This window comes from Amycolatopsis sp. VC5-11 (assembly GCF_037034185.1).
In the GTDB taxonomy this organism is placed as follows: domain Bacteria; phylum Actinomycetota; class Actinomycetes; order Mycobacteriales; family Pseudonocardiaceae; genus Amycolatopsis; species Amycolatopsis nivea.
Map to the genome: position 1 here is coordinate 377,590 of NZ_JBAGKF010000003.1, position 26,326 is coordinate 403,915.

33 protein-coding genes and 1 riboswitch are annotated in these 26,326 nt (G+C 71.2%); of the genes, 23 read left to right on the plus strand and 10 right to left on the minus strand.

Annotated features, from left to right (window positions below; genetic code table 11):
• Positions 1-28: 28 nt before the first annotated feature.
• Entirely contained in the window at positions 29-1,735 is a 1,707-nt protein-coding gene (locus tag WA670_RS13280; protein WP_134727469.1) for an AMP-binding protein, read from the plus strand.
• A 23-nt stretch (positions 1,736-1,758) separates the two neighbouring features.
• Here WA670_RS13280 and WA670_RS13285 read toward each other — a convergent pair whose 3' ends face one another.
• The gene (locus WA670_RS13285; protein WP_037714276.1) at positions 1,759-1,989 is read right to left on the minus strand and encodes a hypothetical protein; all 231 of its coding nucleotides are present in this window, start codon (positions 1,987-1,989) and stop codon (positions 1,759-1,761) included.
• Between the two features lie 28 nt (positions 1,990-2,017).
• Here WA670_RS13285 and WA670_RS13290 point away from each other — a divergent pair, with 28 nt between their 5' ends.
• From WA670_RS13290 to WA670_RS13320, 7 genes are all read left to right on the plus strand, one after another.
• On the plus strand, positions 2,018-2,197 hold the full coding sequence (locus tag WA670_RS13290; RefSeq protein ID WP_336157853.1) for a hypothetical protein: 180 nt from the start codon (positions 2,018-2,020) through the stop codon (positions 2,195-2,197).
• A gap of 351 nt (positions 2,198-2,548) precedes the next feature.
• A complete protein-coding gene (locus tag WA670_RS13295; RefSeq protein WP_037805714.1) occupies positions 2,549-2,782 on the plus strand; it encodes a hypothetical protein in 234 nt (77 codons plus the stop codon).
• 624 nt (positions 2,783-3,406) lie between these two features.
• On the plus strand, positions 3,407-4,003 hold the full coding sequence (locus tag WA670_RS13300; protein ID WP_336157854.1) for a CDP-alcohol phosphatidyltransferase family protein: 597 nt from the start codon (positions 3,407-3,409) through the stop codon (positions 4,001-4,003).
• 46 nt (positions 4,004-4,049) lie between these two features.
• Positions 4,050-4,433 carry a glycine cleavage system protein GcvH gene (gene gcvH / locus WA670_RS13305; RefSeq protein WP_037805718.1) on the plus strand — a complete coding sequence of 128 codons (384 nt, stop codon included), beginning with the start codon at positions 4,050-4,052 and terminating at the stop codon, positions 4,431-4,433.
• Between the two features lie 124 nt (positions 4,434-4,557).
• Complete coding sequence (garA, locus tag WA670_RS13310; protein WP_009078859.1) at positions 4,558-5,028, plus strand: glycogen accumulation regulator GarA; 471 nt, start codon at positions 4,558-4,560, stop codon at positions 5,026-5,028.
• Complete coding sequence (gene ftsR / locus WA670_RS13315) at positions 5,025-5,795, plus strand: transcriptional regulator FtsR (RefSeq protein ID WP_063697699.1); 771 nt, start codon at positions 5,025-5,027, stop codon at positions 5,793-5,795. The genes garA and ftsR overlap by 4 nt, the downstream gene beginning before the upstream one ends.
• A gap of 213 nt (positions 5,796-6,008) precedes the next feature.
• A complete protein-coding gene (locus tag WA670_RS13320) occupies positions 6,009-6,482 on the plus strand; it encodes a bifunctional nuclease family protein (protein ID WP_009078856.1) in 474 nt (157 codons plus the stop codon).
• Positions 6,483-6,518: 36 nt separating this feature from the next.
• On the opposite strand, the gene WA670_RS13325 is transcribed toward WA670_RS13320, so the two are convergent.
• Positions 6,519-7,148 (minus strand): TetR/AcrR family transcriptional regulator, encoded by a 630-nt coding sequence (locus WA670_RS13325; RefSeq protein WP_037805720.1) that lies wholly within the window; start codon positions 7,146-7,148, stop codon positions 6,519-6,521.
• 259 nt (positions 7,149-7,407) lie between these two features.
• On the opposite strand from WA670_RS13325, the gene WA670_RS13330 reads away from it, so the two are divergent.
• Positions 7,408-7,989 (plus strand): MerR family transcriptional regulator, encoded by a 582-nt coding sequence (locus WA670_RS13330; protein WP_009078853.1) that lies wholly within the window; start codon positions 7,408-7,410, stop codon positions 7,987-7,989.
• Between the two features lie 33 nt (positions 7,990-8,022).
• A riboswitch (glycine riboswitch) is annotated at positions 8,023-8,122 on the plus strand.
• A gap of 230 nt (positions 8,123-8,352) precedes the next feature.
• Here WA670_RS13330 and WA670_RS13335 read toward each other — a convergent pair.
• Complete coding sequence (locus WA670_RS13335) at positions 8,353-8,727, minus strand: nuclear transport factor 2 family protein (RefSeq protein WP_238605902.1); 375 nt, start codon at positions 8,725-8,727, stop codon at positions 8,353-8,355.
• 125 nt (positions 8,728-8,852) lie between these two features.
• Here WA670_RS13335 and WA670_RS13340 point away from each other — a divergent pair, with 125 nt between their 5' ends.
• The 3 genes from WA670_RS13340 to WA670_RS13350 are packed head-to-tail and all read left to right on the plus strand — an operon-like array spanning position 8,853 to position 10,888.
• A complete protein-coding gene (locus WA670_RS13340) occupies positions 8,853-9,437 on the plus strand; it encodes a nucleotidyltransferase family protein (protein ID WP_240691194.1) in 585 nt (194 codons plus the stop codon).
• A gap of 60 nt (positions 9,438-9,497) precedes the next feature.
• The gene (locus WA670_RS13345; protein WP_336157855.1) at positions 9,498-10,073 is read left to right on the plus strand and encodes a TetR/AcrR family transcriptional regulator; all 576 of its coding nucleotides are present in this window, start codon (positions 9,498-9,500) and stop codon (positions 10,071-10,073) included.
• Positions 10,070-10,888 carry an SDR family oxidoreductase gene (locus WA670_RS13350; RefSeq protein WP_336157856.1) on the plus strand — a complete coding sequence of 273 codons (819 nt, stop codon included), beginning with the start codon at positions 10,070-10,072 and terminating at the stop codon, positions 10,886-10,888. The genes WA670_RS13345 and WA670_RS13350 overlap by 4 nt, the downstream gene beginning before the upstream one ends.
• Here WA670_RS13350 and WA670_RS13355 read toward each other — a convergent pair.
• Positions 10,878-11,780, minus strand: a complete 903-nt coding sequence (locus tag WA670_RS13355; protein ID WP_238605906.1) for a LysR family transcriptional regulator — start codon at positions 11,778-11,780, stop codon at positions 10,878-10,880. The two genes, WA670_RS13350 and WA670_RS13355, sit on opposite strands and share 11 nt — an antisense overlap.
• Before the next feature lie 70 nt (positions 11,781-11,850).
• Here WA670_RS13355 and WA670_RS13360 point away from each other — a divergent pair, with 70 nt between their 5' ends.
• Genes WA670_RS13360 through WA670_RS13380 form a run of 5 tightly spaced genes read left to right on the plus strand, consistent with a single transcriptional unit; the run spans position 11,851 to position 15,462 of the window.
• On the plus strand, positions 11,851-12,540 hold the full coding sequence (locus tag WA670_RS13360) for a nitroreductase family protein (protein WP_238605907.1): 690 nt from the start codon (positions 11,851-11,853) through the stop codon (positions 12,538-12,540).
• 36 nt (positions 12,541-12,576) lie between these two features.
• Positions 12,577-13,374, plus strand: coding sequence for a helix-turn-helix domain-containing protein (locus WA670_RS13365; protein ID WP_043834352.1), 798 nt, complete (start codon positions 12,577-12,579; stop codon positions 13,372-13,374).
• 20 nt (positions 13,375-13,394) lie between these two features.
• Positions 13,395-14,381 (plus strand): zinc-dependent alcohol dehydrogenase, encoded by a 987-nt coding sequence (locus tag WA670_RS13370; RefSeq protein ID WP_336157857.1) that lies wholly within the window; start codon positions 13,395-13,397, stop codon positions 14,379-14,381.
• Positions 14,382-14,421: 40 nt separating this feature from the next.
• The gene (locus WA670_RS13375; protein WP_037805737.1) at positions 14,422-14,907 is read left to right on the plus strand and encodes a GNAT family N-acetyltransferase; all 486 of its coding nucleotides are present in this window, start codon (positions 14,422-14,424) and stop codon (positions 14,905-14,907) included.
• Positions 14,908-14,964: 57 nt separating this feature from the next.
• Positions 14,965-15,462 carry a hypothetical protein gene (locus tag WA670_RS13380; RefSeq protein WP_336157858.1) on the plus strand — a complete coding sequence of 166 codons (498 nt, stop codon included), beginning with the start codon at positions 14,965-14,967 and terminating at the stop codon, positions 15,460-15,462.
• Positions 15,463-15,573: 111 nt separating this feature from the next.
• On the opposite strand, the gene WA670_RS13385 is transcribed toward WA670_RS13380, so the two are convergent.
• The 3 genes from WA670_RS13385 to WA670_RS13395 form a co-directional block, all read right to left on the minus strand.
• Positions 15,574-16,014 (minus strand): SRPBCC family protein, encoded by a 441-nt coding sequence (locus WA670_RS13385; protein WP_336157859.1) that lies wholly within the window; start codon positions 16,012-16,014, stop codon positions 15,574-15,576.
• Between the two features lie 81 nt (positions 16,015-16,095).
• On the minus strand, positions 16,096-16,479 hold the full coding sequence (locus WA670_RS13390) for an STAS domain-containing protein (protein ID WP_336157860.1): 384 nt from the start codon (positions 16,477-16,479) through the stop codon (positions 16,096-16,098).
• 162 nt (positions 16,480-16,641) lie between these two features.
• Positions 16,642-17,127, minus strand: a complete 486-nt coding sequence (locus tag WA670_RS13395; protein ID WP_134661611.1) for a hypothetical protein — start codon at positions 17,125-17,127, stop codon at positions 16,642-16,644.
• Between the two features lie 123 nt (positions 17,128-17,250).
• Here WA670_RS13395 and WA670_RS13400 point away from each other — a divergent pair, with 123 nt between their 5' ends.
• From WA670_RS13400 to WA670_RS13415, 4 genes are all read left to right on the plus strand, one after another.
• A complete protein-coding gene (locus tag WA670_RS13400; RefSeq protein ID WP_336157861.1) occupies positions 17,251-18,201 on the plus strand; it encodes a zinc-binding dehydrogenase in 951 nt (316 codons plus the stop codon).
• Positions 18,202-18,383: 182 nt separating this feature from the next.
• Positions 18,384-19,313 (plus strand): sensor histidine kinase, encoded by a 930-nt coding sequence (locus WA670_RS13405; RefSeq protein ID WP_336157862.1) that lies wholly within the window; start codon positions 18,384-18,386, stop codon positions 19,311-19,313.
• Between the two features lie 403 nt (positions 19,314-19,716).
• A complete protein-coding gene (locus WA670_RS13410; protein ID WP_336157863.1) occupies positions 19,717-20,688 on the plus strand; it encodes an L-threonylcarbamoyladenylate synthase in 972 nt (323 codons plus the stop codon).
• A 290-nt stretch (positions 20,689-20,978) separates the two neighbouring features.
• Positions 20,979-23,084, plus strand: coding sequence for an ANTAR domain-containing protein (locus WA670_RS13415; RefSeq protein ID WP_336157864.1), 2,106 nt, complete (start codon positions 20,979-20,981; stop codon positions 23,082-23,084).
• A gap of 151 nt (positions 23,085-23,235) precedes the next feature.
• Here WA670_RS13415 and WA670_RS13420 read toward each other — a convergent pair whose 3' ends face one another.
• The 3 genes from WA670_RS13420 to WA670_RS13430 form a co-directional block, all read right to left on the minus strand.
• Entirely contained in the window at positions 23,236-24,057 is an 822-nt protein-coding gene (locus tag WA670_RS13420) for a GAF and ANTAR domain-containing protein (RefSeq protein ID WP_336157865.1), read from the minus strand.
• Between the two features lie 143 nt (positions 24,058-24,200).
• A complete protein-coding gene (locus WA670_RS13425; RefSeq protein ID WP_275293106.1) occupies positions 24,201-24,377 on the minus strand; it encodes a CsbD family protein in 177 nt (58 codons plus the stop codon).
• A 73-nt stretch (positions 24,378-24,450) separates the two neighbouring features.
• Complete coding sequence (locus WA670_RS13430) at positions 24,451-24,942, minus strand: hypothetical protein (RefSeq protein WP_336157866.1); 492 nt, start codon at positions 24,940-24,942, stop codon at positions 24,451-24,453.
• A gap of 252 nt (positions 24,943-25,194) precedes the next feature.
• On the opposite strand from WA670_RS13430, the gene WA670_RS13435 reads away from it, so the two are divergent.
• Both WA670_RS13435 and WA670_RS13440 read left to right on the plus strand, forming a co-directional pair.
• On the plus strand, positions 25,195-25,629 hold the full coding sequence (locus tag WA670_RS13435) for an ATP-binding protein (protein ID WP_336157867.1): 435 nt from the start codon (positions 25,195-25,197) through the stop codon (positions 25,627-25,629).
• 17 nt (positions 25,630-25,646) lie between these two features.
• On the plus strand, positions 25,647-26,297 hold the full coding sequence (locus WA670_RS13440) for a hypothetical protein (protein ID WP_336157868.1): 651 nt from the start codon (positions 25,647-25,649) through the stop codon (positions 26,295-26,297).
• Positions 26,298-26,326 lie beyond the last annotated feature (29 nt).

Genomic DNA, 26,326 nt, shown 5'->3' on the forward strand with positions numbered 1-26,326 from the left:
ACGGGAAAGCGAGCACGAGGAGTACGACGTGAGCAACGGCGCTGAGGTCACCGGCTACCAGGCATTCCGCGCGGCGCGGGACTATCTGCAGGCCCACCGCTTGGACTACGAAACCGCCTACCGCGAGTTCGCGTGGCCGCAGCTGGACGAGTTCAACTGGGCCACGGACTGGTTCGACGCGATCGCGGCGGACCCGGCGAACGCGCAGCGGTACGCGCTGTGGATCGTGGAAGAGGACGGCACCGAGAACCGCTGGACGTTCCCGGAGATGTCGGCGCGGTCCAACCAGGTCGCGAACTGGCTGCGCGGCCTTGGCGTCGCGCGCGGCGACCGGGTGATCGTCATGCTCGGCAACCAGGGCGAGCTGTGGGAGACCATCCTCGCGGCGATCAAGCTGGGCGCGGTCGTGATCCCGGCGTCGACGCTGCTCGGCCCGGCCGACCTCGTGGACCGGGTGGAGCGGGGCAACGCCAAACACGTGATCGTGCGCGACGTCGACGCGGAGAAGTTCGCCGACGTCGCAGGCGACTACACGCGGATCGCGGTCGGCGAGCCGGTTTCCGGTTGGCACGCCTTCGAAACCGCGTACGCCTCGGCCGCCGAATTCACCCCGGACGGGGTCACCCGCGCCGAGGACCCGCTGCTGCTGTACTTCACCTCGGGCACCACCGCGAAGCCGAAACTCGTGCAGCACACGCACGTTTCCTATCCGGTCGGCCATCTGTCCACAATGTACTGGATCGGGCTGGAACCGGGCGACGTCCACCTCAACATCTCGTCGCCGGGCTGGGCCAAGCACGCGTGGAGCAACTTCTTCGCTCCCTGGAACGCCGAAGCGACGGTGTTCCTGTACAACTACGCGAGGTTCGACGCGGCCGCGCTGATGGCGCAGATGGACCGCTGCGGCATCACCAGCTTCTGCGCGCCGCCGACGGTGTGGCGGATGCTGATCCAGGCCGACCTCAGCGCGCTGCGGACGCCGCCGAAGAAGGTCGTCGGCGCGGGGGAGCCGCTCAACCCCGAGGTGATCGAGCAGGTCGAGAAGGCGTGGGGCGTCACCATCCGGGACGGCTTCGGGCAGACCGAGACCAGCGTCCAGGTCGCGAACACGCCGGGCCAGGACGTCGTGGCCGGGTCCATGGGCCGCCCGCTGCCCGGATTCGCGGTCGCGCTGGTCGACCCGGTCACCGGCGAGCGCGCGACCGAGGGCGAGATCTGCCTGGACCTCGCGCACCGGCCGGTCGGCCTGATGGCGGGCTACGCGGACGACGACGAACGCACCTCGGCGGCCTTCGCGAACGGCTACTACCACACCGGCGACGTCGGCTCGATCGACGAACGCGGCTACATCACCTACGTCGGCCGCACCGACGACGTCTTCAAAGCGTCGGACTACCGGATCTCGCCGTTCGAGCTGGAGAGCGTCCTGCTGGAGCACGAGGCGGTCGCCGAGGCGGCCGTGGTGCCCGCGCCGGACCCGATCCGGCTGGCCGTGCCCAAGGCGTACGTCGTGCTCGCCTCCGGGCGCGAGCCGAACGCCGAGACCGCGCGCGAGATCCTGGCGTACGCGCGGGAGCACCTCGCGCCGTACAAGCGGATCCGGCGGCTGGAGTTCGGGGAGCTGCCGAAGACCATCTCGGGCAAGATCCGCCGGGTCGAACTGCGCGGCCGGGAAGGCGGCGAGCGGCCCGAGGGCGAGTTCCGCGAGGACGACTTCCCGGACCTCAAGTCCTGAGAGCCGCGGTGGCGGTCCCGGTCCTATTCGGCCGGGACCACCGCCGCCAGCACGGTCTGCTCGCCCTTGCTGCACGTGGTGCCGCCCTGCGCGGCGGGCGGGCCCGACACGCACAGCCAGCCGTCGACGGTCGCGTTGACCGGGTTGTTCGAGCCCGCCGCCTGGCGGCCGTTGATCGCCTGGTGGAACTTCTTGACGAGCGCCATCGCGTCCGCGCACGGGATGGCTTTGTTGTCGTAGACGTACAGCGTCATCCCGCTCGCCGCGGTGACGGTGCCGCACGTGCCCGGAGTGGACGGCGACGCCTGCTTTGACGGTTTCGGCGCGGGCGCGGTGCTGCTGGGCGCGGCGGGCGGGCTGCTCGCGCCCGCGGTCTGCGGCAGCGGCGGGGGAGCGTGCGTGCTCGGCGCGGCCGAGGCGACAGCGGAGGGCGCCGACGAGGCGGCTGCCGGTGGCGCTTGATCCCCCGAACAGGCGGTGAGCGCGGGCAAAACCACCACAGCCGCGCACAGCGGCCCGTACACGGTTTTCGACGGGAGCACCGCGATCCTTTCTCCGGGGTCGCGCCCATTCTGGCCCCTCGCGCCCCCGCTGAGCGGCACCGACACACCGGAGCGGCGCCGGTTGAGTCTACTGTGGACGGTTGGTTTCGCTTTCCGGACGGGGAAATCCGCATCGCCGGGACGCATCGTTCGGAGGAATCCGTCCCGGGGCGGTTAACGCTCGGCGGTCCCGCGCCGACGTAGAGGACAGGCGCCCCGCGCGTTCCAGGTCCCCGAAGCCCGACGCCAGAGAGCACGAGTCACCGAGAGCATGAGCACCGAAACCGCCCCCGCAGCCGAGACCGACGCCCCGACCGACCCGCCGACCGAACCCTGCAGCGTGGTGTGGTGCGGCGGCCGCCCCTACGTGCTCGAAGCCGGAGCCGTGCGCCCGCGCTGGGTGGGCACCGACGGCCGCGGCCGCCCCGAAACGCTCAGCAACGCGCAGCTGCAGCGCCGCGGCTGGAGCCACCGCCGGGCGGCCAGCAGGCGACGCTCCCGCTGAATCTTCCGCCGGACGGCGGCCGGAACCGGGGAGGGGTTCCGGCCGCCGTCCGGCGGATCCGCGGTTTTTCCCGGCGCTGCACCGATTCACCCGCTGCGGCGGCTCGGCCGCGGCAGCGATTCACCCGCCGTGCTGGCTCGCCTGCCGCACCTCCTTGCCGCACTGCCTTACCGCGGCGCCGGTTCGCTCACCGTGCCAGCTCGCCCTGCCGCGCCGGACCGGCTGTCGCACCGCCTTGCGCGGCGTTGGCCCGCCCGCCGTGCTGACCTCCCCGCCGCTCCGATTCACCCGCCGCACCGACGGAATCGTTCCAGGGCCGAGCCGAACGGGTCCGGCCGCGCCGATTCGTCGAGCACCCCGCGCCGCGCAGCGAGGTGCGGGTGCGCGGCGGGCGCGCCGCGGCGCGGCTCCCCAAGGCACCGCACCGGCGGCGAGACACACCCCGGCCTCGCACAGCGCCCGTCAGCCGAAGCGAGAAACCCACCGCCACGCATGCCCAACGCCGCGCCAGACCAGGGCACCCCGGGACGTCCCGCGCCCGAAGCCACCCTCAGCACAACCGAACCCCTGCCTTTCACCCGCCAGGACAAACCTCGCGATCCCGTCCGCTCTAGGCTGACCGGCGTGACCACGGTCCCCGACGAGCCCCAGACCGAGCCCTCCCTGTGGCGGCAGGCGCTCAACATCCCCAACCTGCTGTCGCTGCTGCGCCTGGCGGGCGTCCCGGTGTTCCTGTGGCTGCTGCTCGGCCCGAAGGAGGACGGCTGGGCGCTCGCCCTGCTGATCTTCTCCGCGCTCACCGACTGGCTCGACGGCAAGCTCGCCCGCTGGCTCGACCAGATGTCGCGGCTCGGGCAGCTGCTCGACCCCGCCGCGGACCGGCTCTACATCCTCGCCACGCTCGTCGCGTTCCTGATCCGCGACATCATCCCGTGGTGGGTCGTCGTGCCGCTGGTGCTGCGCGAGCTGGTGCTCGGGGTGTGCGTGGTGCTGCTGCGCCGCGGCGGGTTCGCGCCGCCCGAGGTCACCTACATCGGCAAGGGCGCGACCTTCGTTCTCATGTACGCCTTCCCGTTCCTGCTGCTCACGCAGGGCGGCTCGGACGTCGCGGCGGTCGCGCGGCCGATCGCCTACGCGTTCATGGTGTGGGGCGGCGTCCTGTATGTCTGGTCCGGGGCGCTCTACGTCGTGCAGGCGGCTCGCGCGCTGCGCACCCGGTGATGGAAGATTGTCGGCACGAAAGCCAGCACCAGGAAGGGGAGCGGCGTTGACCACTCCGGAAGAACTGCGCTACACCGAGGAGCACGAGTGGGTCGCGACCCGCGAGGGTTCGCTCGTGCGGGTGGGCATCACCGAGTACGCGCAGGACCAGCTCGGCGACGTCGTGTTCGTCGACCTGCCCGAGGTCGGCAAGCAGGTCGGGGCGGGCGACGCGTTCGGCGAGGTCGAGTCCACGAAGAGCGTCTCGGAGCTGTTCGCGCCGGTCGACGGCGAGATCGTGGCGGTCAACTCGGCGGTCGCCGATTCGCCGGAGCTCGTCAACTCCGACCCCTACGGCGAGGGCTGGCTCGTGGAGATCCGGCTCGACGACCCGGCCGGTCTCGAGGCGCTGCTCGAGGCCGAGGCGTACCAGGCCCTCATCAAGGGCTGAGCCGTTCGGCCGGGCCCCGGAGCCTCAAGGGGAGCCCGAGGGTTCCGGGCCGGTCGGGCACGGTACGTTGACAGCTGCACGTTCTTGGTCGATGACAACACTTCATGCGTAGAGGAGAGCTCAGGTGAGCACGAACGACGGGCCCGGCGTTCCCCCGGAGCAGTCTCCGGAGCGGACCTCTGTCTTCCGGGCCGATTTCCTGGCCGACATGGAAGGCCAGCAGGAGTCCGCGCCGGCCGCCGAGGCACCGGTGCAGGGCGTCGACGCCCTTCCGCCGGGTTCCGCCCTCCTGGTCGTGAAGCGCGGGCCCAACGCGGGCTCCCGCTTCCTGCTCGACCGCGACACCACCAGCGCGGGACGGCACCCCGACAGCGACATCTTCCTCGACGATGTCACGGTTTCCCGCCGCCACGCGGAATTCCGGCGCGAGGGCGGGGAGTTCGTCGTGATCGACGTCGGCAGCCTGAACGGCACCTACGTCAACCGCGAGCCGGTCGACCAGGCCGTCCTCGCCGGCGGCGACGAGGTGCAGATCGGCAAGTTCCGCCTGGTCTTCCTGACCGGCCCGGGGCACGGGGGCCAGGGGGCGCAGTGACGGCGGCCGGGCAGCCCGGTCGTCAGGAGGCCCGGCGGGACGGGTTGAGCATCGGGGCGGTGCTCGCGCAGCTGCGCGGGGACTTCCCCGATGTCACGATTTCCAAGATCCGCTTCCTCGAGGCGGAAGGCCTGGTCCGCCCGGGCCGCACGCCCTCGGGGTACCGGCAGTTCTCGCCGGCGGACGTGGAACGCCTGCGGTACGTGCTGTCCGCGCAGCGCGACCACTACCTCCCGCTCAAGGTCATCAAGGAGCAGCTCGACGCGGCCGACGCGGGCGCGCAGCCGCCCGCGCCGGTCCCGTCGGCTCCGCAGCTGCCGCGGCGGCTCGTGCCGCTCGGCGACGGGAGCGATCCGGCGGGACTGCCCGCGGCGGCGGACTTCGAGACCGGGCCGGACACCCGGCTCACTCAGGAAGACCTGCTGGAGCAGGCGGGCATCGACGACGCGATGCTCGCCGAGCTGTGCCAGTACGGCCTGCTGCGCCCCGGCGCGGCGGGTTTTTTCGGCCCGGAATCGGTCCTGATCGCCCGCACCGTCAAGGCGATGACCGAATTCGGGCTCGAACCGCGGCATCTGCGCGCGTTCCGCGCCGCGGCCGACCGCGAGGTCGGCCTGCTGGAGCAGATCGTGACCCCGGCGTACCGGCATCGTGACGCGGACGCGAAGGCGCGCGCGGACGAGGTCGTGCGCGAGCTGGCCGCGCTGTCGGTCACGCTGCACACGCTGCTCGTCAAAGCCGGCATCCGCGGCGTCGCCGGCGATTGACCCTTATGCCCGAGACGCGTTTTCGTCTCACTTGTCAATGACTGAACCTCAGCGCCGGGATGCCGTACCGTGAGAGACGGTTCGCGAGACCACGAACCGAGAATGTCCGCTGCGAGCGAGCACAGCGCCCGGATGACGGGTAGCGTCGGAGACAACGGTCGTCAGCCGTCGCCAGCGCTGCGGCCCGTGTGCACGAGAGGGAGGCGAAGCCCGATGAGCGAGATGCGCGTCGTCGGAGTGCGGGTCGAACTGCCCGCGAATCAGCCGATCTTGTTGCTGCGGGAGACCGAGGGCGAGCGGTACCTGCCGATCTGGATCGGCTCGGTCGAAGCCACCGCGATCGCCCTGGAACAGCAAGGCGTGCGGCCCGCCCGGCCGCTCACCCACGATCTGCTCAAAGAGGTCATCGGCGCGCTCGGCCGCGAGCTCGAGCAGGTCGTGATCACCGACCTCAAAGAAGGCACGTTCTTCGCCGAGCTGGTCTTCGACGGCGACATCCGGGTCTCGGCCCGCCCGAGCGATTCGGTCGCGCTGGCGCTGCGGATCGGCGTCCCGATCCACGCGGTCGACGCGGTGCTCGAGGAAGCCGGCCTGATCATCCCGGACGAGCAGGAGGACGAGGTCGAGAAGTTCCGCGAGTTCCTCGACTCCGTGTCCCCGGAAGACTTCCGCGGCGCCGACACCTGATCGCCCCTGCCCGGCGGTCTCCCGCCGGGCACGAGCTCACCGCGCGGTCGCGCGGGCGAACAGGTCCGCCAGTTCCCGGCCGTACCGGTCCAGGTCCACGGACGGATCGGCGGCGTAGGCGGCCGCGACCCCGTCGACGGCCTGCGCGATCGACAGCGCCACGATCTCCGGCGAGATGTCGCCGAACGCCCCCTCCTTGCGGCCCTGTTCCAGCTGCCGTTGCAGCGCGCCGGTGCGCAGCTGCCCGACCATGACGCCGGTCATCGCCCAGCCGTCGCGGTCGTCGGCGTGCGCGGCCATCTCGACCAGCACCCGCTCGCATTGCGGGTAGTCGCGCAGGAACGCGACCGAAGTCTCGATGTACGCGCGCAGGTTCCCCGGCCGGTCCGCCGGGTCGACGCCTTCGCTGCGCTCGCGCAGGTATTCCGATTTGGTCTCGGACACCGTGCTCAGCACCGCCTGCATGAGGCCGGCCTTGTTGGTGAAGTGGTACGAGATCAGCCGGGTGCTGCTGAGCCCGGCCCGTTCCTTGATGCGCGCGAAGGTGGTGCGCGCGTACCCGTGGTCGGCGATCGTGGCGATGGTCGCGCCGATGATCTGGGCCCGGGTGGTGGCCTCGGTGACGCTCAGGCCGAGTTCGGCTTGCGTGTCGATGTTTACTTGCATGAGTAATAAGTTACTCAGCCGAGTAAAAAAGGTCAATCCCGTACGGCGAACGGGCCAAAGCCTCGACACGGCCTCGAGGTCCGCCGCGCGTCGCGTTGACCGGCTCGCGGCGCAGCCTTACCGTCAAAGGCGGTAAATCGCCACGATGTGATTCGCCGACCCGGCGCGCTCGTGGCAGTTTTCCCCGGCCGATCCCGATCCTGGGCTCGACCGGCCTGTCGAACGCCCCGCCGCGAGGCCGGGCGAGGGGAGGCTTGCGGTGGTCGAGGCTGGTCGTCCGGAGATACCTGCCGGACCTGTCGCCGACGGCGAGCAGGGCGAGCTGTTCCCCGACGCCTCGCTGCCCGACGAGCTGGTCGGCTACCGCGGTCCCGCGGCCTGCCAGATCGCCGGGATCACCTACCGCCAGCTGGACTACTGGGCGCGCACGAAGCTGGTCGCGCCCAGCATCCGGACGGCGCACGGTTCGGGGTCGCAGCGGCTGTACTCGTTCAAGGACATCCTGGTCCTGAAGGTCGTGAAGCGCCTGCTGGACACCGGGGTCTCGCTGCAGAACATCCGCGTCGCGGTCGACCATCTGCGCGTGCGCGGGGTGCGCGACCTGGCGAAGGTCACGCTGTTCTCCGACGGCACCACGGTGTACGAATGCACGTCGCCGGAGGAGATCGTGGATCTGCTCCAGGGCGGCCAGGGCGTGTTCGGCATCGCGGTCAGCGGGGCGATGCAGGAGATCAGCGGCACCATCCACGAGTTCCCGGCCGAGCGCGCCGACGGCGGACTGGTCGAGGCCGTCGTGCCGGACGAGCTGACCCAGCGCCGCAACGCCCGCCGCACGGGCTGATCTTCGTCCGCGCTAGACTGGGCGCGCGGTCGACGAACCCGCGCGGGAGAGACCGAACCGGCATCCCCGGTCCGGCGCCGAAGGAGCAAGTCCTCCCCGGAACCTCTCAGGCACCCTGGACCGCGCGGACGAGACGCCTCTGGAAAGCGCATCGGCAGGAGACCACCAGCCGGTGCCGCCGACGGTGCAAACCCGGCTATCCACGCGGGTGAAACTCTCAGGCGCCCCGCGGGGTACGGACAGAGTGGGGAGGGCCACGCCTGTTTCGCGGCGTGGCGGCTTGGCCGGGTGAGGTTCAGACCTCCCGGGTGGTCTGAACCTCGTGCCTGTGGTCAAGACCACATCCCCGGCGTTTCCGGCGGCTCAGCCCGGAATCTTGTCCAGGAAGCCGTGCACCTTGGCGATCCGGCCGTCGGCGATCTCCACGACGTCGAACCCGATCGCGATCGGCTCAGCGGCGCCGGGAGCGCACAGGTGCCACTGGAACCGCGCGAGATCGTGGTGCGCGTCCGGCTCCGCGGGCAGGCTGAAGACGAGTCCGGCGAACTGCGCCTGCGCGCCGCCGATGAATCCGTCGATCTCGTCCTGGCCGGCGACCGCGCCGAGCGGATCGGTGTAGGTCGCGCCCGGCGCGAAGACCTCTGAGACGAGCTGGCGGCGCCGCTGCGGGTCGGTCTCGTTCCAGACGTCGACGTAACGGCGGGCGAGGTCGGCTGCGGTCGGTGCGGTGGTGGTCATGTCGGGGTTCTCCTTGTGTTGTCCCGTTTTCGGTAGGGCCAAGCCTGGCCGACGATCGGCGGCTGGTCGATTACGCGGGAGGTAATCGGCTGGCCGTGCTAAACCGGGGCATGGACTACGGCCGGATGGCGATCGACAGGCAGCTCGGGACATTCCGCGAGCTCGTGACGCGCAACGAGCTGGTGCCGGAAGTGCTGGCACGGGCGGCGAAACTGGCTCTTCCCGGCTGGTACCTGACCGCGGGCTGCCTGTGCCAGACCGTGTGGAACGTGGTGACCGGACGCCCGCCCGCCGAGAGCATCAAGGATTACGACCTGTTCTACTTCGACGACTCGGATCTCAGCTGGGACGCGGAGAACGCGGTCATCGAGGAGGGCGCCCGGAGGTTCGGGGATCTCCCGATCACGGTGGAAATCCGCAACGAGGCGCGGGTGCATCTCTGGTACGAGGACCGCTTCGGCGTCCCGTGCGCGCCGTACCCGTCCACCGAGGCGGCCATCGACTCGTTCCCGTCCACGACGCCCTGTCTGGGGATCCGGTTGGCCGAAGGAGGGGAGTGGCAGGTCTACGCGCCGCACGGGTTCGCGGACATGTTCAATCTCGTCGTCCGGCCCAATCCCGGACACGCGCCGCGGAGCAGTTACGAGGCGAAAGCCCGGCGCTGGCAGGAACAATGGCCGGAGCTGACCGTCCTGCCTTGGCCCGGTTGACGGGGTGCCGGCTCGGGCGTACTTTCGATACGCAACGGGAGCGTATCGAAAAGAGGCATCGTGTCGGAGGAGTTCTCGGTGGGCAGGCCGCGTGATGCCCGAAGGGATGCCGCGATCCACGAGGCGGCCTTGGCGCTGCTGCCCGAAGTCGGCTACGACCAGTTGTCCATCGAGGCGATCGCGGCCCGCGCCGGGGTTGCCAAGACGACGGTTTACCGGCGGTACCGCGACAAGGCGGCGGTCGTCGCGGCGGCAGCGGAGCAGCGGCAAACCTCGGCTCCGCCCGAGGCCGTCTCCGGCGGACTGCGGGAAAACTTGCTGGCCGTCGTGCGATGGCTGGCGCGCGAGATCGCCGAGCAGGAGATCGGGGTGCTGGGCGCGCTGTTCGCGGGGATGCGCAGCGATCCGCGGCTCGCGGACGAGATGCGCCGGATCCTGCACCGGGACCAGGCGGCGATGGCGGATCGGGTGCGGCAGACCGCATCGGCGCCTGGTGCGGCCGAGCTGTTCGCCGAGGTCGCGCCGGGAGTGATCGTGCACCGGATCGTCTTCGCCGGCGAACCGTGCGACGACCGGTTCCTGCGGCATCTCGTGGACGACATCCTGCTGCCATTGCTGAAGGGAGTCCGGAGATGATCGTGATCACGGGGGCGACCGGCGCGCTCAACGGGGCGACTGTGGAGCATCTGCTCAAGCGCGTCCCGGCGGAGGAGATCGGCGTGAGCGTCCGGGATGTCGCCAAGGCGCGACACTTAGCGGACCGGGGCGTACGGGTGCGGCAGGGGTCCTACGAGGATCCCGAGGCACTGCGGAAATCGTTTGAAGGGGCCGAAAAAGTCCTGCTGGTTTCCTCGAACGATCCGCGCGCGGACGGGGTCGGCCTGCATCGTGCCGGCGTCGAGGCGGCGATAGCGGCCGGGGCGCAACGGATTCTGTACACCAGCCATCAGAATTCCCGGATGGACACACCTTTTCCGCCAGGCCCGGAGCACGCGGCGACCGAGCGGATCCTCGCCGGGTCCGGGGTCGCGTGGACCGCGCTGCGCAACGGTTTTTATGCGCACAGCATCGGCTGGCTGCTCGGGAACTGGCGGGAGGACGGGGTGATCGCGGCTCCGGAGGACGGCCCGGTTTCGTGGACCGATCGGGCTGATGTCGCGGAAGCGGCGGCGGTGATTCTGGCCGGGGACAGGAAGTTCGACGGGCCGGTTGCGCTGACCGCGCGGCAGGCGGTGACGTTCGACGACGTGGCCGAGCTCGCGTCGCGGGTCAGCGGGCGTGCGGTGCGGCGCGTGGTAGTAGCGGACGAGGAGTGGGTCGCGGGCGAGCCGGAGGAGGTGGCGCGGATGAAGCTGTCGATGTTCGAGGCCTCCCGGCAAGGCCACTTTGCCGAGACGAGCCCAGTACTGGCCGAGCTTCTCGGCCGCGAACCACGCGGAATCACGCTCTAGCACCGAAAAACTCCCGGCAGAAAGTGCGAAACGTCTCCGCCCGCCGAGTCAGCCGCGCACCCTCCGCGCGGGCCAGCACGACCGGAGTCGTCGGGACTCGCTCGCGCAGCGGACGTACCGCGAATGGCGTGCCCTCGACGGAAAGTTCCAGCGGCGGTCGCTGCACCGAGAGGGTGTAGCCGAGTCCTCGAGCCACTAACGCGCGAGCGAGTTCGAAGCTCGTCGTGCGGTGTGCGACCGGCATCGGCAGGCCGACCGCGGCGAAGACGTCCCGGAAATAGCGTTCCGACGGCGGTACGTCCAGCAGGATGAACGGCTCGTCGGCCAAGGCGCGCAACGAAACCGTCTTCCGGCGCGCCAAGGGATGCGCCGACGGGAGGAGCACGCTCGGCGGCTGGTCGTAAAGCTGGTCCACTGCGATGCCCGGCACGAGATCCTGCCGGTACAGCACGGCGAGGTCGCAGCGGCCTTCCCGCAGGAGATGCTGCAGGTCCGGCAGGGTTCCTTCGACGAAGGAGACGTCGACTTCCGGGTGCTGGGTGCGGAAAGTCGCCAGCGCGGCGGGGACGTGGAGTGGCGCGAGAGGGGTGTAGCAGCCGAAATTCAGGCGTCCGGCGAGGTCTTGGCCGTAGTCGCGGGCGGTGGTGCCGAGTTCCGCCACCGAGGTGAGCACCGCGCGGGCCTCGCCGACGACCTGGCGGCCGGCGTCGGTCAGCGCGGTCGTGCGGCCGGGGCCGCGGAGGATGAGCTGGACGCCCAAAGTCCGTTCCAGCGAAGCGATCGCCAGCGACACCGCCGACTGCGACACGTGGCAGCTGTCCGCGGCCGCGGTGAGGCCGCCGGTGTCCGCGACCGCGACCAGGTACTCGAGCTGGCGCAACGAGGGAGACATCAGTTCAGCTTATGTCCTTCACCAGAAATGTGAACTGGACCGATGACCGCCGACGCGGCAGGGTCGGGGCATGACCCGGCACCAGCACCCGTTCGTCCCGTACGCGCCGCCGCGGCTGTCCCCGGAGGAGAGCCTCGCGCGCGGGCAGGAGCTGTACCGGCTGCTCGACCGCCGCCGGTCGGTCCGCTGGTTCTCCCCGGACCCGGTGCCGCTCGAAGCGATCGAGACCGCGGTGCGGATCGCGAACACCGCGCCGAGCGGGGCGCACCACCAGCCGTGGACGTTCGTCGCGACGGCCGACCCGGACGTCAAGCGCGCGGTGCGCGAGGCGGCGGAGGTCGAGGAGCGGAAGTTCTACCGCGAACGCAACGCGCCGGACTGGCACGCGGCGCTCGCCCGGCTCGAAACGGACGAGCACAAGGAATTCCTCGAGGTCGCGCCGTGGCTGGTGGTCGCGTTCGCGCAGAAGAGCACCCCGCTGCCGGACGGTTCGCTGCGGAAGAACTACTACGTCAACGAGAGCGTCGGGATCGCGTGCGGCATGTTCATCACGGCGCTGCACACGATGGGGCTGGCGACGTTGACGCACACGCCGAATCCGATGGGTTTCCTCAACGAGGTTTTCGAGCGGCCGGTGACTGAGCGGCCGTACATCTTGTTCCCGGTGGGTTATCCGGCACCGGATTGCGAGGTGCCGGATCTGGACCGCAAGCCGCTGGCGGAGGCGTTGGTGGTGCACGCGCCGTTACCTCAGGGGTAATGGTCTCCCGGCGCGCGACCCCGTAGCTTCGGACGCGTGACGACCACGGTGAAGGCCCCGATCGGCGAACTGCTCCGGGAATGGCGCGACCGCCGCCGCATCAGCCAGCTCGATCTCGCGATCTCGGCGGACATCTCGACGCGCCACCTGAGCTTCGTGGAGACCGGCCGGTCCAAGCCGAGCCGCGACATGGTGCTGCGGCTGGGCGAGCATCTCGACATCCCGCTGCGCGAACGCAACCGCCTGCTGCTCGCCGCGGGCTACGCGCCCGCCTACGGCGAGTCCGACATCGGAGCGCCGGAAATGACCGTGATCCGCGAGGCCGTCCGGCGGCTGCTCGCCGGGCATGACCCGTATCCGGCGGCGGTGGTCGACCGCGGCTGGAACCTCGTCGACGCCAACCTCAGCCTCGGCGTGCTCACCGAGGGCATCGCGCCGTCGCTGCTGACCGGTCCGGTGAACGTGCTGCGCGCGACGCTGCACCCGGACGGGATGGCGCCGCGGGTGCTGAACCTGGGGGAATGGCGCGCGCATCTGCTGGGCCGGCTGCGTCGTCAGGTCGAGCAGACCGCGGACGCGGGACTGGCCGAGCTGCTGGAGGAACTGCGCGGGTATCCGTGCGACGACGAGGTCCCCGAGGTGGAGATCCCCGGCCCGGGCGACATTTTCGTGCCGTTGCGCTACCGGCACGGGGATCTGGAGCTGACGTTCTTCAGCACGGTCGCGACCTTCGGGACGCCGCTGGACGTGACGGTCGCCGAGCTGGTGATCGAGTCGTTCTATCCGGCCGACCCGGCGACGGCGGCGTTCCTGCGCGAGCGCGTGACCGGCTGAGCGCCGCTACGATCGGGGCCATGCGGGCGTTCGTGGTGACCGGACCGGGGGAGGCCGGGCCTGCCGAGGTGCCGGAGCCGGAAGCCGGGGTCGGCGAGGTCGTGGTCGACGTGGAGCGGGCCGGGGTGTGCGGCACCGACGTCGAGTTCTTCACCGGCGAAATGCAGTACCTCGCCGAAGGGCACGCCCGGTACCCGATGCGGCTCGGCCACGAATGGTGCGGCACGGTGTCGGCGGTCGGCCGGGGCGTGCATCCGGCGTGGGTCGGCCGCCGCGTCACCGGCGACACGATGCTCGGGTGCGGGGACTGCCGGCGGTGCCGGGGCGGGCATCAGCACGTCTGCGCGGACCGGCAGGAGGTCGGCATCCGCGGCGGCCGGGCGGGTGCGCTCGCCGAACGCCTCGCCGTGCCGGTGCGCTCGCTGCACGAACTGCCGGACACGGTGGATCCCGTCGCGGGCGCGCTGGCCGAACCGGGCGGCAACGCCTTCCGGGCGGCGCGGGCGGCCGCGGGCGAACGGGTGCTGGTCCTCGGCCCGGGGACGATCGGGTTGCTCACCGCGCTGTTCCTCCGAGCCGCGGGAAGCGAGGTCCACCTCGTCGGCGCGACGCTGTGGTCGGTGGAATTCGCGCGCGGCTTGGGTTTTTCCGCCGGGACGAGCGTTCCGGAGCCGCCGTTCGACGCGGTGGTCGACGCGACCGGCGACCCCTCCGCTCCCGCGCTCGCTGCCGAGGTGGTCGAACCCGCGGGCCGGATCGTCTGCATCGGGCTGTCCGGGCGGCCGAGCCTGCTGGACACGCGGATGCTGGCGCTGAAAGACGTCACCGCGATCGGGGTGCTGAGCGGTTCGCCGGGCTTGGCGCAGGCGATCGACGCGTACGCGTCCGGCGAGGTGGATCCGCGGCCGCTGGTGGCGGCGACGGTCGGGTTGGGCGAGGTCGCGGCGGTGCTCGGCGGGGAGCGGCCGGCGGGGGCGCCGAAGATCCACGTCGACCCGCGCCGGTAACCAGGTTGCCCGGCGGGCGCGGAAACGAGAGGGTCGGGACATGAGTGCCGACCTGACTTTCCGCCAGCCGACCGAAAACGACCACGCGCGCGTGCTCGCCGCGCTGGGACCGTGGTGGGGCGGCCTGAAGGGCGAAGCCGGTGCGCAGGAGCGGGCGCTGCTGGTGCCGCGGCTGTACTTCCAGCACTTCACCACGACGAGCCGCCTGGTGGAGCGTCCGGACGGGACGCTGGCGGCCTTCCTGATCGGCTTCGTCTCGCAGACCGACCCCGACACCGCCTACATCCACTTCGTCGGTGTCGACCCGGCGCTGCACGGGCAGGGGATCGGCCGTTCGCTGTACGAGTGGTTCTTCGGGCAGGTGCGGGAATCGGGGGTGCGCAAGGTGAAGTGCATCACCAGCCCGCAGAACACCGCGTCGCGCGCGTACCACGCCCGGCTCGGGTTCGAGGTGTCCGACGTACTCCCGGATTACGACGGGCCGGGCTTGGACCGGGTCGCGTTCACCCGTAGCATCGCGGCCTGACTCCCGGCAGAACGCGGATCCGGCTTCGGGAGCGGGCTGGCCGGGTATGCGTTCGGCATGGGAGGACGAAGACCGGAGGAGCTGGAACCTGGCGAAACGGTGCTGTGGACCGGCCAATCGCCGCCCGAACGGAGAAACCGGTGGCTGCGGCTGGGGTTCCTCGGGTGTGTGCTCGGACTGTTCGTGCTCGGTGCCGCCGGGGGCTGGGACATCGTGTTCCGCGTCGCGGGGATCGCGCTGACCTGCACGCTGCTCGAGCGGTACAGCATGAAGAGGACGCTCACCCGCGGCCGCTACACCGTCACGACCCGGCGGGTCTTGGTCGAAGGCCTGTGGTGGGGGCGGCCGATCTGGCGCACTGAGCGCCTGGCGGATCTCGTGCAGCCTTCGATCACCGACTACCGGGGCGGGCGAGCGGTCGAGTTCGGCGACCGGGAGAAGCGCGAACTCACCGGGCATCGCGCCAGCGGAGCGCTGATCGCCCCGCTGGCGCTGTTCGTGGGCGATGAGGCGAACCAGGTGCTCGAAGTGGTTCGCGCGGCGCAGAAGCGCTGAGCAGGCCGTCGGTTCACCGATCAAGCCGTTGAGCGCGTACGCGAGCTGCCGTCAGGTAGGCGAGAACCGCGTCCGGGCGTGGATGCACCGTAAAGGGGCGCGAGACCGTGGTCACCGGGCTTCGATGACCGTCCGAAACTGTTCGGCAGCCCGCTCGACCTTCTTCTGCGGATCGGCCAGCAGCGAAGCGACCGCCTCGCCGAGTTTGCCTGCCGGGGGCTCGTATTCGAGGGAGATCTCCACGCCGGTGCGGCCGTGGCCCTTGTCGTCGAACCGGACGACGCCGGAGTTGCGCACGTCCGGATCGGCGTCGTCGACCGTGGTCCAGGCGATCTTGCGCGGCGGTGCGTCCTCGACGATCCGGGCCTGCCATTCCACTGTGGACCCCGCGGGTCCGTCGACCTTCCACCGGGTGCGCGTCCCGTCGCCGTCCAGGGCTTCGACCGACTGGACTTCGGAGAAGAGCTCCGGCAGCCGGGTCAGCGGACGCCACCAGTCGTAGCACGCCTGCGCGGGAGCGTTGACCTCGACGTAATGCGCTGCAGCAGCCATGGGCACCTTTCCTCGGAGTTCAGCGAAGTCTTGCCGAACTCCCCGGCTACCCGGCTGATCGGAGGCGCAAACCGCCCGCGGTTACGAGAGTTCCTTGCGGGGCAACGGAACGAGACGGACGTCGAGGGTCCGGTCGAGGCCGAGCAGCCGGAGGGGACGCAGCACGGCGCGGTGGCGCGCCAGCACGGTGAAGGACACCTCCGCGAGGCGAGCCGTGTGGTCGGCCGCCAGCACAACGGACAGCCCGCGGCAGCTGCAGAACGTGACGGCGCCCAGATCGGCGATCACTCCGCCGGGCGACTGGGCGATCGCCGTGACGGTGTGCTCGAAAAACGTGTCAGCGCTTGAAGAATCGAGGTCTCCGGAGACCGCGACGACCGTGCTGTCGTCGGCGGTGCTGACGGTGATGTCCGCGAGGGGCGCTGCGCGGGTGGGCAGCCTCGCCGGGCGAACGGGGTGAGTCATCGGGGGCCTCCTGCGGACCGGCGGAGGCGGACCGGCGCTGGACTGCCTCGCTTGTGCTGGGCGGCCGGCTCCTTGCTGAACCGATGCTGCCACGGTAGCTGCGCCGCGGAATTCCGACAACCAGGCGCCGGGGCCCGGGGGATCCTCGGTTTCGCTGCCTGGTCAGGAGTGCCGGGCGAACGCGTCCTCGCCCGCCCGGACGCGCGCCGGCTCCAGCAGCGAGCGCTGCCGGTCCGCGCGCAGCAGGAGGGCGTCGAAATCCACGTCGGCCAGCCGCTTTCCCAGGTTCGCCGAGTCGCGCAGCGTGGTCCACAGGATCTTCTTGCCCTCGATCCCCATGGCCAGCGCCTCGAGTTCCCAGAACCGGCTCAGCGGCGAGTGCGACGTGATCCTGCCGTTCAGCTTGAACCGTCCCAGCCGCTCGGCCACGATCGCGAGCCCGGCTTTGACCGGATTCGCCCGCACCGGAACTGCCTGCATGATGCCGCGGAAAGTCTCGACGTCCTCCGCGATCGCCGACGCCACCTCGCGCAGCGGCGTCTCGAATTCGGTGCCCTGGTTGGTGCGGGCTGCCCGGCGCGCCAGCTCGCGCCAGGCCAGTCCCATGGCCAGCTGGTCGTTGAGGTAGATCCCGAGCAACGTGTCCATGCGGGCGGGGATACCCGGCCGGGCGGCGGGTAACCGGCGGTCGCGCAGCGGTCCACAGTGGACCGCTCGGCTTCGGCGCGGAACAGGACGTTTCGCCGCGCCGGTGCCGGGTATCAGGGCGGAATGTCTGTGCGAGCTGTGGTGATGGACGAGTTCGGCGGCCCGGACGTCTTGACGCTGCGCGAGGTCGAGCGTCCCGAGCCGGGGCCGGGCGAAATCCTGGTGCGCGTGTTCGCGTCCGGCACGAACCCGGTGGAGGCGAAGATCCGGCAGGGGGTGGCGATACCGGATCTGGAACTGCCCGCGGTGCTGGGCGGCGACGTCTCGGGCGTCGTGGCGGCAGTCGGCCCCGGCGTGACTGACTTCGCCGAGGGCGACGAGGTGTTCTACACCCCGGAAATGGCGTCCCGCCTGGGCAGTTACACCGAACTGAACGTCGTCTCGGCGGCCATCGCGGTGCCCAAACCCCGGGGGCTCAGTCACGTCGAGGCAGCGGCGATCCCGCTCGCCGGCGGGACGGCATGGGAGGCGATCGTCCGCCGGTTGGCGGTCCGGCCGGGGGAGACGGTGCTGGTGCACGCCGGTGCGGGCGGGGTCGGCTCGTTCGCCGTGCAGTTCGCGGTCGCGGCGGGCGCCCGGGTGCTGGCGACGGCGGGCCCGGACAACCAGGATTTGCTGCGTGACCTGGGTGCCGTTCCGATCGACTACCACGAGGCCGACCCGGTCGAAGCGGCGTTCGAGCACACCGGCGGCCAGGGTGCCGGCGCGGTGCTGGACCTCGTCGGCGGGAAGAACGTCGCGAAGAGCTCCGCCGCGGCCCGGGCGTTCGGCCGGATCGCGACGGTGCTGCCGCCGAAGGGCGAGCTGCGCTCCCTCTACCAGCGGAATCAGCAGCTGCACGGGATCCTGCTCACCCGGGAGCGTCGCCGGCTGGAGGAGCTGACGCCGCTGTTCGAGCGCGGCCAGGCCCGTCCCGTCGTCGACCAGGTCCTGCCGCTCGACCAGGTGCGCCAGGCCCACGAGCGGCTCGATTCCGGGCACGGGCGGGGGAAGACAGTGCTCGACCTGGCGTGATCGGCGACAGAAGGGCAGGTCTCCGGGCCTGTCGCACCGCGGCGTCCGGTCGGGCGTGCGGAACTGTCGGACGGCTGGGTTAGCCTTGAGGGGCAAGGTGAACCGAGCTGTCCGGCGGACGGCAGAGGTGAGGTAGTGATCGTGGTGGCCGCGAAGATGTCGGTGTTTCCTTCGGGGCGTCCATGAAGTACTCGGAGCAGGCGTTCCTGCATCCGGCGCTTTTCTACCGAAGCGCCGAGGAGTTCACGGCAGGGGTGGTCGCCTTCGTCCGCGAGGGGCTGGCGGCGGGCGAGCCGGTCGCGGTCGCCGCGCCGCCAGAGCACGTGAGCCTGGTCCGGGCCGAACTGGGCGCGGACGCCGAGCGGGTGCTGCTGGTCGACATGACCGAGGCGGGCCGCAATCCGGGCCGGATCATCCCGGGCGTGCTGCGCGCGTTCGCCGACGGGCATCCGGACCGGCACGTGCGGATCGTCGGAGAGCCGATCTGGGCCGGCCGGTCGCCGACGGAGTACCCGGCGTGCGCGCAGCACGAGGCGTTGATCAACCTGGCGTTCGAGGGCCGCTGGGCCACCATCCTGTGCCCGTACGACGCCGAAGCGCTCGGCGCGACCGAGCTGGCCGACGCGCTCCGCACGCATCCCTGGCTGATCGACGGCACGGGGGAGTGGCGCTCGAGCGGCGACTACGCGCCCGACGCGGTGGTCGCCGACTACAACCGCGAGCTGCCGCCCCCGCCCGGCGCCCGGTCCTTCGTCGTCGCCGAACCCGACCTCGTCGACCTCCGGGCGGTGACCGCCGAGACCGCGCGGCGGCACGGCCTGCCCGAGGACCGGGTCGAGGACGCGGTGATGGCGGTGTCGGAGCTGGCGGTCAACAGCGTCGAGCACGGCAGCGGGGCCGCGGTGGTGCGGCTGGGGTTCGCCGACGGCGAGCTGGTCTGCCAGGTCCGGGACGAGGGCTGGCTGGCGGATCCGATGGCCGGTCGCGTCCCGGCTGCCCCGGACCAGGTCCGCGGCCGGGGTCTCTTGCTGGTGAACCATCTGGCGGATCTGGTGCGGATGCATTCGGATCCGGCGGGGTCGACGGTGGAGGCGCGGTTCGCTGCCGGGTGAAGCTGCCTGGCGGGGGAGGCTTGGGCTGACGGGCGAGGAGAGCTATCTGCGGCAGCTGGCGATGTCGAGAGGGCGGCCGGGGTCTGCTGCTGGTGAACCATCTGGCGGATCTGGTGCGGATGCATTCGGATCCGGCGGGGTCGACGGTGGAGGCGCGGTTCGCTGCCGGGTGAAGCTGCCCGGCGCATGCGGCTTGGCTGACGGGCGAGGGAAGCTATCTGCGGCAGCTGGCGATGTCGAGAGGGCGGCTGGGGTCTGCTGCTGGTGAACCACCTCGCGGACCTGGTGCGGATGCATTCGGACCCGGTGGAGGCGCGGTTCGCCGCCGGGTGAAGCCGCCCGGCGCGCGCGGCTTAGGCTGACGGGGCGAGGAAAGCTATCCGTCTGGCAGGAGAGTGCGAGCGTGACCGCGGCAGCTGGCGACATCGAGAAGGCGGCCGGGGTGCTGCGCGCCGGGGGCTTGGTGGCCTTCCCGACCGAGACGGTCTACGGCCTGGGTGCCGACGCCTCGGACCCGGCCGCGGTGTCCCGCATCTACCAGGCGAAGGGCCGCCCGCCCACGCATCCGCTGATCGTGCACCTCGCCGGCGCCGGGCACCTGGACGGCTGGGTCGAGAAGGTGCCCGAGCCCGCGCGGCTGCTGGCCGAGCAGTTCTGGCCGGGACCGCTCACCTTGGTGCTGCGGCGCGGCCCGCGCGTGTCGTCGGCGGCGACCGGCGGGCTGGAGACGGTGGGGGTGCGCGTCCCGGACCATCCGGTGGCGCTCGCGCTGCTGTCGGCGTTCGGCGGCGGCGCGGCGGCTCCGTCGGCCAACCGGTTCGGCTCGGTCAGCCCGACCACCGCCGAGCATGTCCGCGCGGAGCTGGGCGAGGCTGTCGATTTCATTCTGGACGGCGGTCCCTGTCAGGTCGGTGTCGAGTCCACCATCGTCGACGCCACCAGCGACACCCTCAGCGTGCTGCGGCCCGGCGGCGTGCCGCGGGAAGACCTCGAAGCGGTGCTGGGGAGTTCCCTCGAGGTGCCGTCCGTGAGCCCGATCCGGGTTCCTGGCCAGCATCCGTCGCACTACGCGCCGCGGGCCCGGGTGATTCTCGTCGAGCCCGACGAGGTGGCCGCCGAAGCGGAGCGGGCGCGGAAACTCGGGCACCAGGTGGGTGTCTTCCTGCCGCCTTCCCAGGACGTCGCAGCGCCGCATGCGCACGCGGTGGTGGCGGTTCCGGCTTCGCTGGCCGAGTACGCGCGTGGTCTTTACGGCTTTCTGCGCGAGCTGGACCGGAAGGGATGCGACCTGATTGTCGCGTCGCTGCCGGAAGAGAAGGGGCTGGGGCTCGCGATCGCGAACCGGCTTCGCCGCGCCGCGGGGCCGCGCGGCTGAACGGGCCGCTCCGTCGGTAGTCCACAGTAGACAGTCCGGCCGGGAACGCCCGCCGCCGGTTCCGGCGTGCCCCGCTCCGGCGGAAGATCGTGCCGGGTAGGCTTTTTCCTCGGTGCGTTAAGCAGGCAGCGTCCACAACTCCCTGGCTGAGGCGCGCCCTGCGCCCGGTCCGGCCCGCTCCTAGGAGTGCGTGTGGCGACCGCCGAGAGCCGAGCATCCCGTCCGGCGCAGAGATGCGCGGCCAAACCCGATCCGGGCGATTTCGGGCGAAGCGTGGTCGTGCGGCTGCCGTGACGGAGCTGAAGATCGCCCCTCGGCAGCTCGGGGATGCCGTGGTGCTGACCTTGCCGGACCGGCTCGCGAAGACTCACTCGGCCGAAATCGTCGAGGCGCTGCACGCGGCGGGCCGCGCTGTCGCGCCGGGCCCGCGCCTGGTGGTGGACCTGCGCGGGATCAGGCCACTGACCGCGCTGCTGGCTCGGGCGCTGGTCTCGTTCGCCCGCGATCGCGACTGCGTGCTGGTGGCGGCGCCGGACCAGGCCACGACGCTGGACAGCGCTGATCCGGACGCGGCCGTCCGGCGGGCCGCGTCGCTGGCGGAGGCGCTGGCCGAACCCGACGACGCCCGGCAGCCGTTCGCGGCGAGCGGCGCGGTGCGGTCGCTCGCCTTCGACAGCGACGATCTCAGCCGCACCGAAGCGTTCCTGAGCAGCGCGTACGCGCCGATGCGGATCGGCAGCGACACCGGACACGCGGGCACGCACATCCGCAGGCACGCGGTGGACGGGCTGAGCGCCGACCGGCTCGACCTGTCCTTCGAGATGAGCTACTCCGTCGAGCCGCTGGGCACGATCTGCCTCTGCGACGTCGAATCGGGCACGATCGAGGACCACCGCATGGACGGCTCGCCGGAAGCGGAGACCTTCGGCCCGGGGGATCTGGTGTCCTACTCTCCGGATCGGCCCTACACCGGGCGGATCGCGCGCGCCAAATACAGCATCACCATGCTGGATCCGACCCTGCTGAGCCAGGCCGCGGGCGTCGACCGGCCGGTGCGGCTGCTCGACCACCGGCCGGTCGACGCCAGCGCCGCCCAGCACCTGCGGTCCACTGTCGCGCATCTGCGGGACGACGTCCTCGGCGTGCCCGGCGTCGGGGAGAATCCGCTGGCTGTGGCGACTGCGGCGCGCTACCTCGCCATAGCCGTGCTGAACGCGTTCCCCCACACGGCCTCCGCAGAGCGCACCGGGGACGGGCTCGACGCCCATTCGCAGACGCTCCGCCGCGCGATCTCCTTTATCGAAGCCAATCTCGACCGGCCGATCGACATCGCGGAGATCGCCGCGGATGCCCGGGTCTCGGCCCGTGCGGTGCAATTGGCCTTCCGCAGACATCTCGGCACGACCCCGATGGCCTACCTGCGCCGGGCCCGTCTCGACCGCGCCCGAGCGGAACTGCGCGCCGCCGTGCCGGAGCAGGACACCGTCGCTCGGATCGCGGCCCGGTGGGGCTACGCGCCCAGTGTGTTCGCCGCGCACTACCGAACCGCGTACGGCGAGTCGCCGTCGTCGACGCTGCACCGGGACACAGCCGAGCAAGTTCGTTTCCCTGGCAGCCGGAGCTTCGTTCGGACGGCGATCGCGGTGAAAAGCGAATCCGGTGCGGCTGATCGCGCCAGGCCGGACGCCGCGGACCGGTTCGAGTCGCTGAGCAGGATGCTGCTGTCCGCGAACTCGGTCGCGGACGTGCTGCGCCAGGTCGTGGAAGCGACCGCGGCGGCGGTCGCCGGAGCGGACTGGGTCAGCGTCACGGTGCTGGGTTCCGACGGCCGCTTTTCCACCGCTGCCCGGACCGGGAAGACCGCCGCCGAGCTGGACCGGATCCAGTACCGCGACGGGGAAGGCCCCTGTGTGGAGGCGGCCCGCGCGGACGGCCCGAGCTATGTCGCGAGCGCGGACCTGGCGGCCGAGGCCCGATGGCCCCGGTTCACCGCCGCCGCGCGAGCCCTCGGCTGCCGCGCGGCGTTCTCCACCGAACTCCCGGCAGCACCCGGCCTCGACCGGACGGCGGGCTCGCTGACCGTCTACTCGCGCCGCCCGGACAGCCTGGCCGAGACCGACCGCCGCATCGCCCTGCTGCTGGCTACCCACGCGTCGCTGGCGCTGGCGAACACGCATCTGCGGAAGACCGCCGAACTGCGCCGCGCCGAGTTCCGGCGAGCCGTCGATACGCGGGACGTGATCGGGCAGGCCAAAGGCATCCTGATGAACCGGGAGGGCCTCACCGCGGAGGAAGCGTTCGACCTGCTGCGGCGGACTTCGCAGGACCTGAACGTGAAACTCGTCGAGGTGGCCCGCACTCTGACCGGCCGCCACGGCGAACTCGAACGGGAGTGACCGTTTCCGGGCGGTTCCGCCGGCCTCGGGTCTCGACCGGCGGAACCTGGGTCCCGGCCCCCTGCGCGCCGGAGGCCGTCCCTGGTCCCCGGCTACCCGTTCGCCGGGAATTCACGCAAGCCGGACGGACCGGGACGGAAACCGGCGGGAGTCAGAGGTCGAGTTCCCGGTGCCGTTCGGTCACCGTGCGGGCGAGTTCGACCAGCTTGACGTTGAGGTCCTGGGACGTGCGGCGCAGGATGTCGAACGCCGCGTCGGCGGAGACCCCGCGCCGGTTCATCAGGATGCCCTTGGCCTGCCCGATGAGGTCGCGGCTGTCGACGGCGCGCTTGAGGTGGACCTCCTTGAGCGCGGCCGCGGTGTGCGCGGACGATCCGGAAAGGGCGAGCGAGGCGTGCGAAGCCAGGATGAGCGCGCTGTCGACGGCGTCGTCGTCGAACGCCCCCGGCTCGCGGCTGTAGAGGTTGATCGCGCCGGGCGGCAGGTCGGACTTGGCGTCCGGCAGCAGCGTCGTGGCCAGCAGCGAGCCGAACCCGAGCCGCCCGGCGCGCACGCCGAATTCGGGGAAGGCGTCGGACTCCGGAAGGTTGTTGGTCAGGGCGTGTCCCGGCCGTTCGTGCCGGGCGGCTTCGAGGCACGGGCCCTCGCCGGTCTGGTACTGGATCCGGTCCAGCTCCTCGGCGGCCGGGTCGGTGCAGACCGGGGTGTGGAACCCGCCGTCGGACGACCGCAGGGTGATGCTGGCCAGATCGGCTTGCGGCACGATCCGCAGCGCGGCGGACACCACGCGCTCCATCGCTTCGTGCAGGGAGTCCGCGTCGAGCAGGAGAAGCGCGAGCGTGCCGAATTGCCGGGAGAGCGGGCCGTCGAGGGCCACGCCGCTGCGGGCCCAGCCGTCGACGGCCGGTTCCGCGCAGAACGCGACCCGGTCGGCTTCCCAGCCCTGATCGGTCTGCGTGTCGGTGTCCGTCACCCCGGCCTCCTTGTTCGCTGCCCGCCACCGGGCCGCACCGACGGACTTTACCGGGCCGCGAAACCGGACCGGCGGACTGGAGGACGGGCGGACGCGAAGCGGCGGCCGGAACCGCAGTCCCGGCCGCCGCTCGGCGCCGCAGGTCAGTCTTTCACGTCTTTGACGGCGTCCCTGACCTTTTCTCCCGCTTGCTTGAGCGCGCCCTTGGCCTGTTCGGCCTTCCCCTCGGCCTGCCACTGCTCGTTCCCAGTGGCGTTGCCGAGCGCTTCCTTGGCCTTGCCCTTGAGTTCCTCGGCCTTGTGTCCGGCGGTGTCGCTCATCGTCGATGCCTCTCTTCGTGTCCGGGGGTTCCCCGGCTACCCGCTGAAGGCAGGGCGCAAACCGGCCGCGCGGTCAGCGAGGCGCCTTCGCGGCGGCGATGTACTGATTGGCTTCCGGCAGAAAGGAAAGGACCACGCCGAGCACGGCGAGGCCGGTGCTGACGTAGCCGATGACCGTGCTCTGCCCGGCCAGCAGGGAAATCACCTGGAGTGCGGTGAGCACGGTGAGCACGATCCTCGCCCAGTTGCGGCCCGCGCGGAGTTTGAACGCGAACAGCAGGCGAAGCAACGCGATCACAACGGCGATCACGACCCCGACGGCGATCCCGATCGTGACCGCCTGGTCGATCTGGGCGTCGGTGAGACGTGCGGCGTTCTGCCCGTTCGCTCTTCGCATCGCGTCGGCCAGCGCGTCATGCGCGAAAAACAGGAACACGGCTCCGGCCAAGCCGACGAGCGTCGCGGCGACGAACGCCCAGAAAGCGACCGTGATCACCGCGGGGCGCGGCGGGGCTTCGGCGGGAGTTCCGGCGGAAGGGGACGGGTAAGCAGGCATGTCAGTCATGAAAAAACGGTGGCACAGCACACGAAACCCCGCACGGCAAGCGCGAAACCGGGCCGGGAAAACTGCGCGGCGGGCGACTTCGCGCGCCATTCCCGGGATTCCGGTTTGCCGCCTCCGCTCCGCGGGTATCCAGTTCCGGAGAACTGCCGGGAAATCGCCGCGGAATTCGCGGGCAGCGCCGAAAGATTGGCAAGACGTCGCGCGGGTACCTGTCCCCGGACAGGCGCAGTACGGCCGAGAGGAGGTCAAGCGATGAGTGTGGACGAGTTCCAGCCCAGCCGCTTGCCCGCGCGCGCCGCGTCGCCGGAGGGCGCGATCCCGCGACTGGACCTGATGCTGACGCAGGATTCCACGACGTTGCGCGGGATCCGGGACCAGGCAGCGGCGTTCGTGCACGGCCACCGCCCGCACACTGACGCGGACGCGGTGGCGGACGTGCGCCTGGTGCTCGACGAGATGGCCTGCAACGCGATGCGGCACGCCCGTCCGCCGTGCACTGTGGCCCTGTCCTTGCCGGGAGACCGGCTCCTGATCGAGGTGTCCGATTCGCTTCCGGTCCTCGCCCGCTACCGGGAGGGGTACGAGGGCGGCGGACGCGGACTGGCGCTGATCAACGCGATCGCCGTGCGCTGGGGCCAGACGCCCCGGGAAGGCGGGAAGACCGTCTGGGCCGAACTGGCCCTCTGATCCGCTATGTTGCGGCAGTGGACATCCAAGTGGTGGAGGGGGCGCTGCTCGAGGCGCCGACCCGTGCGGTCACGGGAATGGACCGGCGGGCGTTCGGGGAGTTCGTGGGACCGCGGGGAGAATTGGCTTCGTACGCGCTCGGCTGGACGACCGGCGCGGACCCGCACGTGGCGCGATTGTCGGTCGGGATCGGCGCGGGCAACCCCGGCGGCGGGACCTTTCACGCGGTCATCTTCGACAGCGAAGACGGGCACGCCTTCTCGCTGACCGACGACCCGTTCGAACGCGTTCCGGAAGGCGGTCCGGACCTGACGGCGGACCAGGCGCGCGCTCACCCGGACCTGCCGTTCGTCTGGGCGGTCGCCGATCTGGTCGTGGAGCGCGACCGGCGGGCGTGGTGGCTGCTGCACTGGCTGCTCGGAACGCCCTGCGTCCAGACCTCCGAGGTTTTCGAGCGCCAGGAGCCGATTCTGCACGTCAGGCACGACGCGGCCGACGGCGTCTGGCTTCTCTCCGGCGCTTCCGAGCCCGACCGGGGCACGGCGAAGGTCGGCCATCTGCATCACGCCATCGACGAAGACCAGAGCCTGCTCGACGTCCTCGACCTGGAACCCGGGAGCAGCGCGTTCCGCGCGGACGCCGGATCCCCTTGGAACGGCAGGGGTTAACCGCGCGAAAGTTCGTGAGGGGAACCCTC

Bases quoted from the DNA above. Each gene is read 5' to 3' on its own strand.
- WA670_RS13285 (WP_037714276.1), bottom strand. From the start codon at position 1,989: ATGACGCTGTACGTCTACGACAACAAAGCCATCCCGTGCGCGGACGCG.
- WA670_RS13295 (WP_037805714.1), top strand. From the start codon at position 2,549: ATGAGCACCGAAACCGCCCCCGCAGCCGAGACCGACGCCCCGACCGAC.
- WA670_RS13320 (WP_009078856.1), top strand. From the start codon at position 6,009: ATGAGCGAGATGCGCGTCGTCGGAGTGCGGGTCGAACTGCCCGCGAAT.
- WA670_RS13325 (WP_037805720.1), bottom strand. From the start codon at position 7,148: ATGCAAGTAAACATCGACACGCAAGCCGAACTCGGCCTGAGCGTCACC.
- WA670_RS13335 (WP_238605902.1), bottom strand. From the start codon at position 8,727: ATGACCACCACCGCACCGACCGCAGCCGACCTCGCCCGCCGTTACGTC.
- WA670_RS13340 (WP_240691194.1), top strand. From the start codon at position 8,853: ATGGCGATCGACAGGCAGCTCGGGACATTCCGCGAGCTCGTGACGCGC.
- WA670_RS13350 (WP_336157856.1), top strand. From the start codon at position 10,070: ATGATCGTGATCACGGGGGCGACCGGCGCGCTCAACGGGGCGACTGTG.
- WA670_RS13355 (WP_238605906.1), bottom strand. From the start codon at position 11,780: ATGTCTCCCTCGTTGCGCCAGCTCGAGTACCTGGTCGCGGTCGCGGAC.
- WA670_RS13360 (WP_238605907.1), top strand. From the start codon at position 11,851: ATGACCCGGCACCAGCACCCGTTCGTCCCGTACGCGCCGCCGCGGCTG.
- WA670_RS13370 (WP_336157857.1), top strand. From the start codon at position 13,395: ATGCGGGCGTTCGTGGTGACCGGACCGGGGGAGGCCGGGCCTGCCGAG.
- WA670_RS13375 (WP_037805737.1), top strand. From the start codon at position 14,422: ATGAGTGCCGACCTGACTTTCCGCCAGCCGACCGAAAACGACCACGCG.
- WA670_RS13380 (WP_336157858.1), top strand. From the start codon at position 14,965: ATGGGAGGACGAAGACCGGAGGAGCTGGAACCTGGCGAAACGGTGCTG.
- WA670_RS13385 (WP_336157859.1), bottom strand. From the start codon at position 16,014: ATGGCTGCTGCAGCGCATTACGTCGAGGTCAACGCTCCCGCGCAGGCG.
- WA670_RS13390 (WP_336157860.1), bottom strand. From the start codon at position 16,479: ATGACTCACCCCGTTCGCCCGGCGAGGCTGCCCACCCGCGCAGCGCCC.
- WA670_RS13395 (WP_134661611.1), bottom strand. From the start codon at position 17,127: ATGGACACGTTGCTCGGGATCTACCTCAACGACCAGCTGGCCATGGGA.
- WA670_RS13400 (WP_336157861.1), top strand. From the start codon at position 17,251: ATGTCTGTGCGAGCTGTGGTGATGGACGAGTTCGGCGGCCCGGACGTC.
- WA670_RS13405 (WP_336157862.1), top strand. From the start codon at position 18,384: ATGAAGTACTCGGAGCAGGCGTTCCTGCATCCGGCGCTTTTCTACCGA.
- WA670_RS13425 (WP_275293106.1), bottom strand. From the start codon at position 24,377: ATGAGCGACACCGCCGGACACAAGGCCGAGGAACTCAAGGGCAAGGCC.
- WA670_RS13430 (WP_336157866.1), bottom strand. From the start codon at position 24,942: ATGACTGACATGCCTGCTTACCCGTCCCCTTCCGCCGGAACTCCCGCC.
- WA670_RS13435 (WP_336157867.1), top strand. From the start codon at position 25,195: ATGAGTGTGGACGAGTTCCAGCCCAGCCGCTTGCCCGCGCGCGCCGCG.